Genomic DNA, 13,037 nt, shown 5'->3' on the forward strand with positions numbered 1-13,037 from the left:
CCCACCCCATCTCCTCGGGTACGTGCGGCGGAACGTAGCCCCGGCGGACCGAAGGCGCAATGCTGACGGCTCGTCAGATCAGACGGTCCCGGTCACGGCGGGTCTCGGGTGCGTCTCAACAGGTGTCACCCCCCTGACGCTCCTGACATCGCCCTGCCATGATGTCCGGATGCACGCGTCTGGGAAGAACGCGGGACTCGGCCTGGCCGTCGTCTCGGCGTTCGCGTTCGGTGGTTCGGGAGTGGCTGCGAAGCCGCTGATCGAGGCGGGGCTGGACCCGCTGCACATGGTCTGGCTGCGGGTGGGCGGGGCGGCGCTGGTGCTGTCCCCCCTCGCCTGGCGCCATCGCGGCCTGCTGCGCCGCAAACCCCTGCTCCTCGCGGGGTTCGGCCTCGTCGCCGTCGCCGGCGTCCAGGCCTTCTACTTCGCCTCCCTCTCGCGGATTCCCGTCGGCGTGGCCCTGCTGCTCGAATACCTGGGACCGGCGCTGCTGCTCGGCTGGATCCGCTTCGTCCAGCGCAAGCCCGTCACGCGGGCCGCCGCGGCCGGGGCCGCCCTCGCCGTCGTCGGGCTGGCGTGCGTCGTCGAGGTCTGGTCCGGGCTGAGCCTCGACCCGCTCGGGGTGCTGCTCGGCATCGCAGCCGCGTGCTGCCAGGCCTTCTACTTCGTCTTCGCCGACCAGGGCGCGGACGGCGACGACGTACCCGACCCGCTCGGCGTGATCGCGTACGGGATGCTCATCGGCGCCCTCGTCATGACGGTGATCGCCCGCCCCTGGGAGATCGACTGGTCGGTGCTCGGCGGGCAGGCCCTCATGGACGGCACCGCGGTGCCGGCGCCGGCCCTGCTCGGCTGGGTGGTGCTGGTCGCGACCGTGTTCGCGTACCTGACCGGTGTCGTCTCCGTGCGCAGCCTCTCCCCGCAGGTGGCCGGAGTGGTGGCCTGCCTGGAGGCGGTCGTCGCCACCGTCTTCGCCTGGATCCTGCTCGGGGAGCACCTCTCCGCCCCGCAGGTGGCGGGCGGTGCGCTGGTGCTCGCCGGGGCCTTCGTCGCCCAGTCGGCGCGGTCCGCCCGGCGGTCCCGTGCCGAGGGCTCCGCGGTGGCGGCCCGGTCCGCCGGGGCGGGCGCCGAGGGCGCGGAGGAAGCGGATCCGATTCTGCTGGACCGGGGAGCGGGCGCCGCCTAGGGTGGGGGCGTGTTCTCCAACGTGCTTCCGCCGCCGGCCGCCTGAAGCGGGCGGCCGCCGCGCATCCACGCGTTCCCGCCCGGGGTGGTCCCCGGGTCAGGCCGTGCTGCCCGCGAAGCGATGACCAGCACATCCGCTCATCCTTCACGACCGCACGGAGTCACACGTGTCGTATTCCACGCCCGCTGCCGGGCGCGCTCTGACCTACCTCGTCGTCGCCGGCGCCGCCTGGGGCACCGCCGGGGCGGCCGCCTCGCTCCTCTTCCTGGCCAGTGACCTCGGGCCGCTCGCCCTGACCTTCTGGCGCTGTGCGGGCGGGCTCGCCGTCCTGCTCGGCGTGCTCGCTGTGCGCCGCCGACCCCGCCCCGCTCCCGCCGCGCGGCCCTCGACCGGCTCGCTGATCGGGACCGGGCTGCTGTTCACGCTGTTCCAGGCCGCCTACTTCGCCGCCGTCCGCGACACCGGGCTGGCGGTCGCGACCGTCGTCACCCTCGGAGCCGGCCCGGTGCTGATCGCGCTCGGCGCCCGCCACTGGATGGGGGAGCGGCTCGGCACCGGCGGCGTCCTCGCCGTCCTCGGGGCGCTCGCCGGGCTCGGCGTGCTGGTCCTCGGCAGCGGCGGCGGCGAGGTCCGGCCGGCGGGCGTCGCCTGGGCCCTCCTCTCCGCCGCCGGCTACGCCGGAATGACCCTGCGGGCCCGGCTCCTCGGGCGGCGCGGGGCGGGTGGCGACCCGCTCGTGACGACCGCCTGGTCGGCCGGGGTGGGCGCGCTGTGCCTGCTGCCGCTCGCCGCCGCCGAGGGGAGCGGGCTGCTGCCGCACGCCGCCGACCTCGGGCGGGTGCTGTGGCTGCTGGCGTACGTCGCCGTCGTGCCGACGGCCCTCGCGTACGCCCTGTACTTCACCGGGGCGGCGGCCGTACGGGCCGCGACCGTGTCCGTGGTCATGCTGATCGAGCCGGTCAGCGCGGCCGTGATCGCCGTGCTGGTCCTGGGGGAGCGCCTGACCGGCGGAGTCGTGCTCGGCACGGTGCTGCTGCTCGCCGCCGTCGGCGCGCTGATCGCGGCGGAGGCCCGCAGGCCCGCCGACCGCGGTGTCGTCGGCGGCGGGGGTGCGGGCGGCGGTGCGGGCGGGCCGGCGCCCCGGCCCGGCTCCGCACCGGCTCAGAGCTCCGCGAGGTAGGCCGGGGCGGCGATCCCGGCGGCCAGGTCGGCGGCCGGGACGGGCATCCCGTACGCCGGTGCGACGGGGACCACCCCCGACCAGTACGGCAGGCCCAGGTCCTCCGGGTCGTCGTTCGGGCCGCCGGTCCGCACCTTCGCCGACACCTCCGCCAGGTCCAGGCGGACCACCGCCGTCGCCGCGAGCTCCTTCGCGGACGCGGGCCGGGAGTCCGCCGACCGGCCCGGCACCACCTGGTCGACCAGGGCGTCGAGGGCCCTGCGGAGTTCCTCCTCACCGGTCACCTGGCGGGCGGTGCCGTGTACCACCACCGAGCGGTAGTTCAGCGAGTGGTGGAACGCGGAGCGCGCCAGGACCAGGCCGTCGACGTGGGTGACGGTGACGCACACGGGCAGGCCGGGGTCGGTGCGGCCTGCGGCGAGCAGCGGCCGGGATCCCGTCGAGCCGTGGAGGTAGAGGGTCTCGCCGATGCGTCCGTACAGCGTCGGCAGGACGACCGGGGCGCCGTCCCGGACGAAGCCGAGGTGGCAGACGTACCCCTGGTCGAGGATGGCGTGGACCGTCTCGCGGTCGTAGCGCGCCCGCGCGCGCGAGCGGCTCGGGACGGTCCGGTCGGTGGGCTCGTAGGAGGCGGCGGCCGGTGCCGGCGTCTCGGGCGTGGCGGTCATGCGCACCTCATTGCACTAGTGCATAATTGTGTTTGTGCTAGGAGAATATCGGATCGGTGGGCGGCGTGCATCGGAGATCGCCGCCGCCGTCGAGGAGGGCGTCGCCTCCGGCGCTCTCGCCCCGGGCACCCTGCTGCCCCCGATGCGCGAACTCGCGGGGGAGCTGGGCGTCAACCCGAACACGGTCGCCGCGGCCTACCGCACCCTGCGCGAGCGCGGGGTCATCGAGACGGAGGGCCGCCGCGGCAGCCGGGTCCGCGGGCGCCCTGCCACCGCCCCGCGCGACCAGCCGCCGCTGCCGCCGGGGGCGCGCGACACCGCCTCGGGCAATCCGGACGTCCGGCTGCTGCCGCCGCTCGGCGCGGTGCTCGCCGCCGCAGCGGCCCGCCACGCGCGGCGGCCGACGCTGTACGGGGACGACCCGGTCGTGCCCGAGCTCGCCCGGGCGGCCCGGACCGCGCTCGACGCCGAGGGCGTCGCGGCGGGCCCGGTGGCCGTGACCTCGGGGGCGCTCGACGGGATCGAACGCGTGCTGGCCGCCCACCTGCGGCCCGGCGACGCCGTGGCGGTGGAGGACCCCGGCTGGGGCAGCCTCCTCGACCTGGTCGCGGCGCTCGGGCTGCGCGTCCTGCCCGTGGCGGTCGACGACGACGGCCCGGCGGCGGCCGCCGTCGCCGAGGCGCTCCGGCTCGGGGCGCGGGCGCTGGTCGTCACCGCCCGGGCGCAGAACCCGACCGGCGCGGTCGTCGCCGCCGGGCGCGCGGCGGAGCTGCGGGCCGTCCTGGCCGCACACCCCGGGGTGCTCGTCATCGAGGACGACCACGGGCACGGCATCACCGACGCGCCCCTGCACCCGCTCGGCGGGGTGACGGCCCACTGGGCGCTCGTCCGCTCCACCGCGAAGGCGTACGGGCCGGACCTGCGGCTGGCCGTGCTCACCGGTGACGCGGTGACCCTGGACCGGGTCCGCGGCCGGCAGCGGCTGGGGCCGGGCTGGGTGAGCCGGCTGCTCCAGTACGCGGTCGTCGAGCTGTGGACCGCCGGGGCGGTGGACCCCGTACGGGTCTCCCGCTCGTACGGGGAGCGGCGGGACGCACTGATCACGGCCCTCGCCGGGCACGGCGTACGGGCCCACGGCCGCAGCGGGCTGAACGTGTGGGTGCCGGCAGCCGACGAGGCGGGCGCGGTGGCGCGGATGCTCGCGGCCGGCTGGGCGGTGGCGCCGGGCAGCCGCTTCCGGGTGCGGTCGGGGCCCGGCGTTCGGGTGACGGTGTCCGGGCTGGAGCCCGCGGAGGCCCCCGCACTGGCCGAGGCGCTGGCCGCAGCGGTCCGGCCGGGCGCCGGCGGCCGGACCGTCTGACGGGGCGGGCGCCCGGCCGCACGGCCCTGGTAGTGCCAGGGCCTGTATTGAGTTGCCCCGCGGCGTCGCGACGCTCCGCTACGAGGGCATTCGTCCCGCACACCGAGGGCACGCACCGAACGCCGCTCCTTGCTCCACGGGGCAACTCAATACAGGCCCTAGCGGCGGCGGGCCTGGGTGAGCGCCGCGCCCACGAGGACGATCGCGGCGCCCACCGGGGTGTTCCAGTGGAGGCTCTCGCCCAGCAGGGCGACGCCCGCCGCGGTCGCGATGACCGGGATGAAGTAGGTGACCATCTGGGCAGTCGTCGGCCCGACCTCCGCGACCAGGCCGTACTGCATCTGGAGCGCCATGCCCGTGCCGAGCGCGCCCAGGGCGATCACCGACAGCGTCGGCCACAGCGGGAACGCGCCGGGGGCGGTGGTGAACACGGCGCTCACCAGCAGCAGCTGCGCCGTGGAGAGCAGGAGCTGGCCGCCGGTCAGTGCGACCGGGGAGCCGGGGACCGACGCGAGGGTGCGGCGGACGTAGATCCAGCCGATCGGGTAGCAGAGCGAAGCGAGCAGCGCGAGGGCGGTGCCCCTGGCGTCGAGGCCGGCGAAGCCCTGCCACGCCCCGAGGACGGTCAGCACCCCGAGGAAGCCGAGGCCGAGGCCGGCGACCCGGCGGCGGGTGGGCCGGTCCTCCGAGAGCGCGACCAGCGACAGCACCATGCCCCACAGCGGGGAGGTGGCGTTGCAGATCCCCGCCAGGCTGGAGGGGATGGTCAGCTCGGCGTACGAGAACAGCGAGAACGGGGCGGTGTTGAGCAGCAGGGCCGCGACGGCCAGGTGCATCCAGGTGCGGCGGCCGCGCGGCAGCGGCTCGCGGCGCAGGAGCAGCACGGCCATGAGCGCGAGGGCGCCGAAGAAGACCCGGCCGAGCGCGACGTGGAACGGGGCGTACGCCTCTGTTCCCACCTTGATCAGCAGGAAGCTGAAGCCCCAGACGACGGAGAGGAGCGCGAAGCGCAGCCGCCAGTCCACGCGGCTCGTGGCGCGTGGGGCGGGTGAGGTGCTGGTGGTGGGTGGGGCGGCGGTTCGGGGTGTGGCGGGTGCGCTCATGACAGGTACTCTGCTGTGCCCCACTGCGTAGCACAAGCAAGATTCTTTGGCAGTGACGGCGTAGCATTGCTTACATGTTGAACCTGGAGCGCCTGCGCACCCTCGACGCCCTCGCCCGCCACGGTTCCGTCAGCGGCGCGGCCGGCGGACTCCATGTCACCACCTCCGCCGTCTCCCAGCAGATGGCCAAGCTGGAGCGCGAGGTCGGCCAGCCGCTGCTGGCCAAGAACGGCCGCGGCGTCCGGCTCACCGACGCCGGGCGGCTGCTCGCCGAGCACGCGGCCCGGATCCTCTCCCAGGTCGAACTGGCCCAGGCCGACATCGAGGCCCGCCGCGGCTGCGCCGTCGGCGAGCTGCGGATCGGCGCCTTCCCCACCGGCATGCGCGGCCTGCTGCCCCGGGCCCTGACCGAGCTGCGCAGCCACCACCCCGAGCTGCGGCCCCGCGTACGGGAGCAGGAGCCCGCGGAGGGCATGGCCGCCGTCGTCCGCGGAGACCTCGACCTCGCGCTGGCCATCGACTGGCACAACAAGCGGATGCCGGTGCCGGGAGAGCTCACCAGGGAGCACCTCCTCGACGACCTCTGCGACATCGCCGTCCCGGCCGGGCACCCCCTCGCCGGCCGTACGCAGGTCTCGCTCGGCGAGATCGCCGAGGAGGAGTGGATCTCCTGGAAGGAAGGCCAGTTCTGCCACGAGTGGCTCGTCTACACCCTGCGCGGCATCGGCGTCGAGCCGCGCATCCGGCACATCGCCGAGGAGCACCACACCCAGCTCGCCTTCGTCGAGGCCGGCCTCGGGGTGTGCGTCACCCCGCGCCTCGGCCGCGGGCCCGTCCCGGCCGGGGTGCGGCTGCTGCCGGTCGGCGAGGCCGTCCGCCGCCACGTGTACGCGGTCTGGCGGGCCGACGCCGACCGCAGGCCCTCGATCCGGGCCGCCCTGGACGCCCTGCGGACCGCCGCCGGAGCGGCGGAGCGGGTTCCCGGGGCGCGGTGAACCGGCCCCGCGCCCGGTCTCACAGCTTGCGGAAGTCCCAGGAGACGGTCGACTCCGGGGTGAGGCGGATCCAGGCGTGGCGGCCGTCGTGCGGCATCTGCGCCACGCCGAAGTTCTTCACGGGGAAGATCCGCTCCACCTCCTCCAGCTCCGGGCAGGGCGCCCCGGTACGCGGGGCCTCGCCGACGAACTCCGCCCGGCCGGACAGCTCGATCCCGCGCAGCTCCCCGTACTCCTCGCCCGCGTCCACCACGACCGACAGCCGGGGGTCCGCCTGCAGGTCCGCCCAGCGGCGGCTGCGGACGAGCGAGTACAGCCACAGCGAGGCGCCGTCCCAGGCGAACCACAGCGCCCCGACGTGCGGCCGGCCGTCCGCGGAGACGGTCGCGGCCCGGCAGGTCCGCTGCCCGCGCAGGAAGGCGTCCGCCTCCTCGGCGGTCATCATGATGCGGCGGCCGCGCCGCTGCGTACCGAAGGCTCCGGCCAACTGACCCACCCCTTCACATCTGACTGTGTGTCAGGAATCATGGGGCCTCGCCGTCCGCCGCGCCAGGGGGAGCCATGCCGCCATCCGGTCGCCGCCCAGCCGATCGCCCCGCGCCCGGCGCTCCGGGCGCCACGGCGCTCCTCACCGTCGAATGCCAGCGCGGGGTCGTGGGCCAGGGAGGCGCCCTGCCCGAGCTGGCCCGCGAGGCCCGCGACTCGGGCATGCTGGCACGGGTGGCCGCGCTGGTCGACGCCGCGCACGGGGCCGGAGTGCAGGTGCTGCACGCGGTCGCCGAACGCCGCCCGGACGGGCGCGGCGCTGGCAGCAACGCCCGGCTCTTCCGCGCCGCCGCGCGGCTTCCGGTGCAGCAGCTGGCGGGCAGCCCGGCCGCCGAGGTCGCACCGCCGATCCGGGTTGCCGAGGAGGACCTGATCGTACGGCGGCTGCACGGGCTGTCGCCGCTCGCCGGCACCGGTGTGGACGCGCTCCTGCGCAACCTCGGCATCCGCACCCTCGTCGTGGCCGGCGTCTCCGCGAACATCGCGATACCGAACACCGTCTTCGACGCCGTCAACCTCGGCTACGAGGTCGTCGTCCCCGCCGACGCCGTCGCCGGAGTGCCCGCCGCCTACACCGCCGACGTGCTGCGCCACTCCCTGGCCCTGGTCGCCACCCTCACCACCACCGGCGCGCTCACCGCCCGCTGGGCCGCCGCACGCGCCGCGGACGCCCCCGGGCCGCGCTGACGCTCAGGGGCGTACCGGCCCGGGCGCACCGGCCGGGCCGACGGCCGCCTCCGCCACCCTGTCGGCCAGGACCATGGCCACGTCGTCGGAGAGGGGGCCGCCGGTATGGCGGACCAGCTCCCGCCGCAGCCCGTCCAGGAACTCCCGGCCGCCGCAGCCGTCCAGCCGCTCCATCGCCTCCGGCAGCGGGAAAAAGACGCGGTCGCCGTCGCGCGCCTCGATCACCCCGTCGGTGTGCAGCAGCAGCCGGTCGCCGGGCGCGAAGGGGTGGGCCTCCGTCACACCCGGCGGGCCGGCGATGAACTCCTCCAGGCCCAGCGGAGGCAGGGCCGCGGCGGGCAGCAGCGGCCGCGCCCTGCCCTCGTGCAGCAGCATCGGCGGCGGATGCCCGCGGTTGACGACCTCCACGACGGGCCCCTCACCGACCTGGGCCACCAGTGCCGTGACGAAGCCCTCCAGCAGGCCGTGCTCGTCGGTCGCGCCCGCCGCCACGGCGTCGCGCCGCAGCGCCGCCCCGCAGTGCGCCACGACCTCCACCAGGTCCTCCTCGTAGTGCGCCGCCTCCCGGAACGCGCCCAGGACCACCGCGGCCGCCCGGACGGCGGGCAGGCCCTTGCCGCGCACGTCCCCGACGATCATCCGGACCCCGAACCGCGTCTGCACCGCCTCGTACAGGTCCCCGCCTATCTGCGCCCCCGTCTCCGCCGCCAGGTACATGCTCGCCGCCCGTACCGGTCCCAGCCGCTCCGGCACCGGCCGCAGCAGCACCTCCTGCGCCGCCGCCGCGATCCGGCGGACCTGGTTGAGCTCGCTCTCCCGGCGGACGCGCACGGTGTTGCTCGTCGTCACGCTGGCGATCGACACGAGGAACAGCGCGAGGAAGTTGGCATAGACCTGCCCGCTGCCCCAGGCCTGGTTGTACGTGGCCGTCGTGATGCTCACCGCGACCGCCAGCCCGGCAGCCGCCAGCGTGCCCTTCGGCCCCATCGTCACCGCCGCCAGCGCCGGCGTCGCGCACAGCACGGGGCCGGTGTACAGGAAGTGCAGGGGGGTGAGCTCTATGATGAGCACCATCAGGGCCAGCGCGAACGGAACGCACTCCGCGAGCACGAAGAGGACCTGGTGATGACCGCCGGCCCCCGGTCGAGGGGCCGGATGCACGGGCGCCCGCATGGGTCCAGCCTGCGCCTCCCGGCACCGCTGCTGCCACTCGTCGCGCCCCGCCGCCCCGCTCCCCGGACGACCCTCTGGGAGGCCGACCACCATGAGCACCGGCCAAGCCGACGGACCCCTCCCGCCCCGGCCCCTGCCCGACCCGGCCGCGGACGACCCGCCCGGCCACGGCCCCCTCCTCTCCCGGGCCGAATTCGACGGGCTCTTCGACTCCGTACGCACCTGGGGACGCTGGACCCCCGCCGGCCGCGGCGCGTGGAACCGCGTCACCCCCGACCACGTGCGGCGGGCCGCCGCCCTGGTCCGCTCCGGGCGGACCGTCCCCCTCGGCCTGCCCTGGGACACCCGGCCCGGCCCCGACAACGGCCGACCGGCCCTCCACCACATGACCGACCTCGGCGACGTCGAGCCCGCCGAGCCCGCCACCCACAAGGACTTCCTCGCCGCCGACTACCACGGCAAGGCGGTCACCCACCTCGACGCCCTCTCCCACGTCGCCTACCGCGGAGAGCTCTACGGCGGGACGCCCGCCCGCGACGCCGTCGGCGCGGGCGGGGCCCGCTTCGGCTCGGTCGCGGACCTCGGCGCCCTCTTCACCCGGGGCGTGCTGCTCGACCTCCCCGCCGCCCTCGGCGTGCACTGGCTCGAACCGGGCCACACCCTCCACGCCCGCGACCTCCTCGACGCGGAGCGGCTCCTCGGCGCCACCCTCGACGAGGGCTGCGCCCTCCTGCTGCGGACCGGCCGCTTCCGGCGCCGCGGCGAGACCGGCCCCTGGGACTCCGGCACGGCCAGCGCCGGCCTCCACCCGGACGCAGTGCCGCTGCTAGCCGAGCGTGGCATCAGCCTGCTCGGCGCCGACGGGGACAGCGACGTCCGCCCCTCGCCGGTCGCCGGCGTCCACTCGCCCGTGCACGCCCTGGCCGTCGCCGCCATGGGGGTCCCGCTGCTCGACAACCTCGACCTGGAACAGCTCTCCACGGCCTGCGCCGAGGCGCAGCGGTACGAGTTCGCGCTGGTCGTGGCGCCGCTGATGGTGCCCGGGGGCACCGGGTCGCCCGTCTGCCCGGTGGCCGTGCTCTGACGGCCGCCGACCCGGCACGACCGGACAAAAGGGATATATTCTGGCCATTTAGCGGGGTATCCGTTCTCGCCGCACCGGTGAGAGGGAAGTGGTGCAGATGGGCGTCGCGGGAGAGCCGATCAGCCCCGTACGCTCCCGTGAGCGGTTCCTTCTGGGCGAGCCGGTCGAGTCGGGCGTACGGAGCCCGATCCTGCACTCCTGGGAGCGCTGCCGGCTCCTCGGCCTCTCCCCGGACCAGACCGAACTCCCGTACCGCGACGACTTCGACCCCGACAGCCGGCTCGTCCGCGCCGCCGAGCCCGTCCTCGACCAGCTCGCCGCCCGCTTCGCCGGCAGCCGGATGAACGTCTCCCTCGCCGACGCGGCCGGGACCGTCCTCCAGCGACGCTTCGGCGAACCCGGACTCGCCCGCAGCCTGCCGCCTATCCAGACCGTGCCCGGCTTCGTCTTCGCCGAGCGCTTCGCGGGCACCAACGGCATCGGCCTCGCCCTCGCCGAACGCCGCCTGGTCCAGGTCTACGGCGCCGAGCACTTCGCGGAGCGCTCCCAGTCGAACGCATGCTGCGCCGCCCCCGTCCGCAACCAGCTCAACGGACTGGTGGAGGGCGTCCTCTGCTTCGGCTACCCGCGCAGCGACGAGGACCCGGAGCTGACCGCCCTGATCCGGCGCGCTGCCCACGCCGTCGAGCGCCGGCTCACGGAGCAGACCTCGCTGCGGGAGCGCGCCCTCCTCCGGAGCTACCTCGACGCGCGGGCGCGCGCCCACGTGGACGGACGGCCTGCCGGAGCCGACGGGGCGTTCCCGCACGCCGTCCCCCACCCCGCGGCCGAACCCCCCGGCGCCCTGCTGGACCCGCGCGACGAGTCCGTCCTGAAGGAGCGGGCTGCCGAGCTGATCTCCTCGACCCAGCGGGCGGCCGTCGAGGTCATCCTCCTCCACGGCCGCCGGGCCACTCTCCTCAGCCGCCCCGTCACCAGCGGCACCGGGATCGAGGGCATCGCCGTCGAGGCTGTCCTCACCGACGGCGAACCGCCCGCCCGCCACGCCATGGCGCTCTCCACGGTGGGGGCGGCGCCCGCCGCCACCCCGGCCCCGCCCGCAGCGGCCGCACCTCCGGCCCCACACCCCCCGCCCGGCCCGCTCGCCGCACCCGCCGCGGGCCGCAACGGCGCCGGGCCCGACCGCGACCACCCCGGCGGCGCCTCCCCCCGGCTCGTGCTCGTCGGCGAACCGGAAGTCGGCCGGTACGCCCTCGCCGCCCGCCGCCGCCTGGAACTCCTGGCGGAGGCCGGCACCCGGATCGGCACCACCCTCGACGTCCACCGCACCGCCCGCGAGCTCGCCGAGGCCGCCGTCCCGGGCCTCGCCGACTACGTCACCGTCGACATACCCGAAGCCGTCCTGCGCGGCGAGGAGCCCTCGGACGCCCCCGGCACCGTCCGGCGCACCGTCGTCCACGGCATCCGCGACGACCACCCCTTCCGCCCCGAGGGCAGCCCCGTCGAGCTGCGACCCGGCACGCCCCACCTGCGCTGCCTGGCCGACGGCAAGCCCGTCGTCGAGCCCGACCTCGCCGCCGGCGGATGGCTCGCCCGCGGACCGGACCGCGCCGCCGCCGTCGGCGGCCACCCCGTGCACTCCCTCGTCGCCGCCCCGCTGATCGCCCGAGGCGGCCTCCTCGGCGTGGCCGCCTTCTACCGCTCCGAGGACCCCGCCCCCTTCGCCGACGACGACGCCTGGCTCGCCCGCGAACTCTGCGCCCGCGCCGCCCTGTGCATGGACAACGCCCGCCAGTACACCCGCGAGCACACCCTGGCCCTCGCCCTCCAGCGCAGCCTGCTCCCGCACCGCCTCCCGGACCAGGGCGCCGTCGAGGTGGCCCACCGCTACCTGCCCGCCGAATCCGGGGTGGGCGGCGACTGGTTCGACGTCATCCCCCTCTCCGGCACCCGCGTCGCCCTCCTCGTCGGGGACGTCGTCGGCCACGGGCTGCACGCCGCCGCCACCATGGGCCGGCTGCGCACCGCCGCCCGCAACTTCGCCGAACTCGAACTCGCCCCGGACGAGCTGCTCACCCACCTCGACAACCTCCTGGTCCGCCTGGACCGGGAAGAGGGCGGCGAGAGCGACACGGGCAGCACCGGCATCGTCGGAGCCACCTGCCTGTACGTCATCTACGACCCCACCACCCGCGAATGCACCATGGCCCGGGCCGGCCACCTCCCGCCCGCCGTGGTCCGCCCCGACGGCTCCGTCGACTTCCCCGAACTGCCCGCCGGACCCCCGCTCGGCCTGGGCGGACTGCCGTTCGAGACAGCCGGGATCGACCTGCCCGAAGGCAGCACCCTCGTCCTCTACACCGACGGACTCGTCGAGGACCGCCACCGCGACATCGACGCCGCCCTCGAAGACCTGCGCCGCGCCCTCGCCCACCCCGGCCGCACCCCCGAGGACACCTGCCGCTCCGTCATCGACGCCGTCGCACCCGAGCACCCCGAGGACGACATCGCCCTGCTCGCCGCACGCATCCACACCCTGCCCGCCGAGCGGATCGCCGCCTGGGACGTCCCGGCGGACCCGGCCTGCGTCGGCGAGATCAGGGCCGCCGCCACCCGCACGCTCGCCGCATGGGGCCTGGAGGAGCCGGCGTTCGCCGTCGAGCTGCTGCTCAGCGAACTCGTCACCAACGCCGTCCGCTACGGCGGCGAGCCCATCCAGGTCCGTATGATCCACGACCGCACCCTGATCTGCGAGGTCTCCGACGGCAGCAGCACCGCCCCCCACCTGCGCCGCGCCGCCGGCACGGACGAAGGCGGGCGCGGCCTGTTCCTCGTCGCGCAGGTCTCCCAGGCCTGGGGCACCCGCTACACCCCCCGCGGCAAGGTGATCTGGGCCGAGTGCGCCCTGGACGCCGCGTGAGCCCGCCCGCCTGAGCCGGGCCGGCGCAGGCACCCGCCCGCCCACTGGCCCATTGGGGCCACAGTACGGGGCGACATGTCGGATACAGGTGGATGATTACCAGTAGCATCCGGATCACGAACCCGCCAGGCGGCC

Annotated in this window: 11 protein-coding genes; 7 read left to right on the top strand and 4 right to left on the bottom strand. The window is 75.9% G+C overall.

What is annotated here, in order from left to right:
* Positions 1–169 precede the first annotated feature (169 nt).
* A complete protein-coding gene (locus tag MUK52_RS26395) occupies positions 170–1,186 on the top strand; it encodes an EamA family transporter (RefSeq protein ID WP_114056657.1) in 1,017 nt (338 codons plus the stop codon).
* A 166-nt stretch (positions 1,187–1,352) separates the two neighbouring features.
* The gene (locus tag MUK52_RS26400) at positions 1,353–2,366 is read left to right on the top strand and encodes a DMT family transporter (RefSeq protein WP_246042636.1); all 1,014 of its coding nucleotides are present in this window, start codon (positions 1,353–1,355) and stop codon (positions 2,364–2,366) included.
* Here the strand turns inward: MUK52_RS26400 and MUK52_RS26405 are convergent.
* Positions 2,348–3,034 carry a pyridoxamine 5'-phosphate oxidase family protein gene (locus MUK52_RS26405; protein ID WP_428985445.1) on the bottom strand — a complete coding sequence of 229 codons (687 nt, stop codon included), beginning with the start codon at positions 3,032–3,034 and terminating at the stop codon, positions 2,348–2,350. The two genes, MUK52_RS26400 and MUK52_RS26405, sit on opposite strands and share 19 nt — an antisense overlap.
* A gap of 34 nt (positions 3,035–3,068) precedes the next feature.
* Between MUK52_RS26405 and MUK52_RS26410 the strand changes: the two genes are divergently transcribed.
* Positions 3,069–4,394, top strand: a complete 1,326-nt coding sequence (locus MUK52_RS26410) for an aminotransferase class I/II-fold pyridoxal phosphate-dependent enzyme (protein ID WP_284580628.1) — start codon at positions 3,069–3,071, stop codon at positions 4,392–4,394.
* A gap of 158 nt (positions 4,395–4,552) precedes the next feature.
* On the opposite strand, the gene MUK52_RS26415 is transcribed toward MUK52_RS26410, so the two are convergent.
* Positions 4,553–5,497, bottom strand: a complete 945-nt coding sequence (locus tag MUK52_RS26415; RefSeq protein WP_284580630.1) for a DMT family transporter — start codon at positions 5,495–5,497, stop codon at positions 4,553–4,555.
* A 74-nt stretch (positions 5,498–5,571) separates the two neighbouring features.
* On the opposite strand from MUK52_RS26415, the gene MUK52_RS26420 reads away from it, so the two are divergent.
* Positions 5,572–6,492, top strand: a complete 921-nt coding sequence (locus MUK52_RS26420; protein WP_114056653.1) for a LysR family transcriptional regulator — start codon at positions 5,572–5,574, stop codon at positions 6,490–6,492.
* A 19-nt stretch (positions 6,493–6,511) separates the two neighbouring features.
* Here MUK52_RS26420 and MUK52_RS26425 read toward each other — a convergent pair whose 3' ends face one another.
* The gene (locus tag MUK52_RS26425) at positions 6,512–6,937 is read right to left on the bottom strand and encodes a pyridoxamine 5'-phosphate oxidase family protein (protein ID WP_284581778.1); all 426 of its coding nucleotides are present in this window, start codon (positions 6,935–6,937) and stop codon (positions 6,512–6,514) included.
* Positions 6,938–7,053: 116 nt separating this feature from the next.
* Here MUK52_RS26425 and MUK52_RS26430 point away from each other — a divergent pair, with 116 nt between their 5' ends.
* Complete coding sequence (locus tag MUK52_RS26430; protein ID WP_284580632.1) at positions 7,054–7,725, top strand: cysteine hydrolase family protein; 672 nt, start codon at positions 7,054–7,056, stop codon at positions 7,723–7,725.
* Between the two features lie 3 nt (positions 7,726–7,728).
* On the opposite strand, the gene MUK52_RS26435 is transcribed toward MUK52_RS26430, so the two are convergent.
* On the bottom strand, positions 7,729–8,799 hold the full coding sequence (locus tag MUK52_RS26435) for a PP2C family protein-serine/threonine phosphatase (protein ID WP_350206074.1): 1,071 nt from the start codon (positions 8,797–8,799) through the stop codon (positions 7,729–7,731).
* A 190-nt stretch (positions 8,800–8,989) separates the two neighbouring features.
* Here MUK52_RS26435 and MUK52_RS26440 point away from each other — a divergent pair, with 190 nt between their 5' ends.
* A complete protein-coding gene (locus MUK52_RS26440) occupies positions 8,990–9,982 on the top strand; it encodes a cyclase family protein (RefSeq protein WP_284580636.1) in 993 nt (330 codons plus the stop codon).
* Between the two features lie 97 nt (positions 9,983–10,079).
* Positions 10,080–12,902, top strand: a complete 2,823-nt coding sequence (locus MUK52_RS26445; protein ID WP_284580639.1) for a SpoIIE family protein phosphatase — start codon at positions 10,080–10,082, stop codon at positions 12,900–12,902.
* The last annotated feature ends 135 nt before the right edge of the window (positions 12,903–13,037 follow it).

Source organism: Streptomyces sp. 2P-4, assembly GCF_030167965.1.
Taxonomy (GTDB): Bacteria; Actinomycetota; Actinomycetes; order Streptomycetales; family Streptomycetaceae; genus Streptomyces; species Streptomyces globosus_A.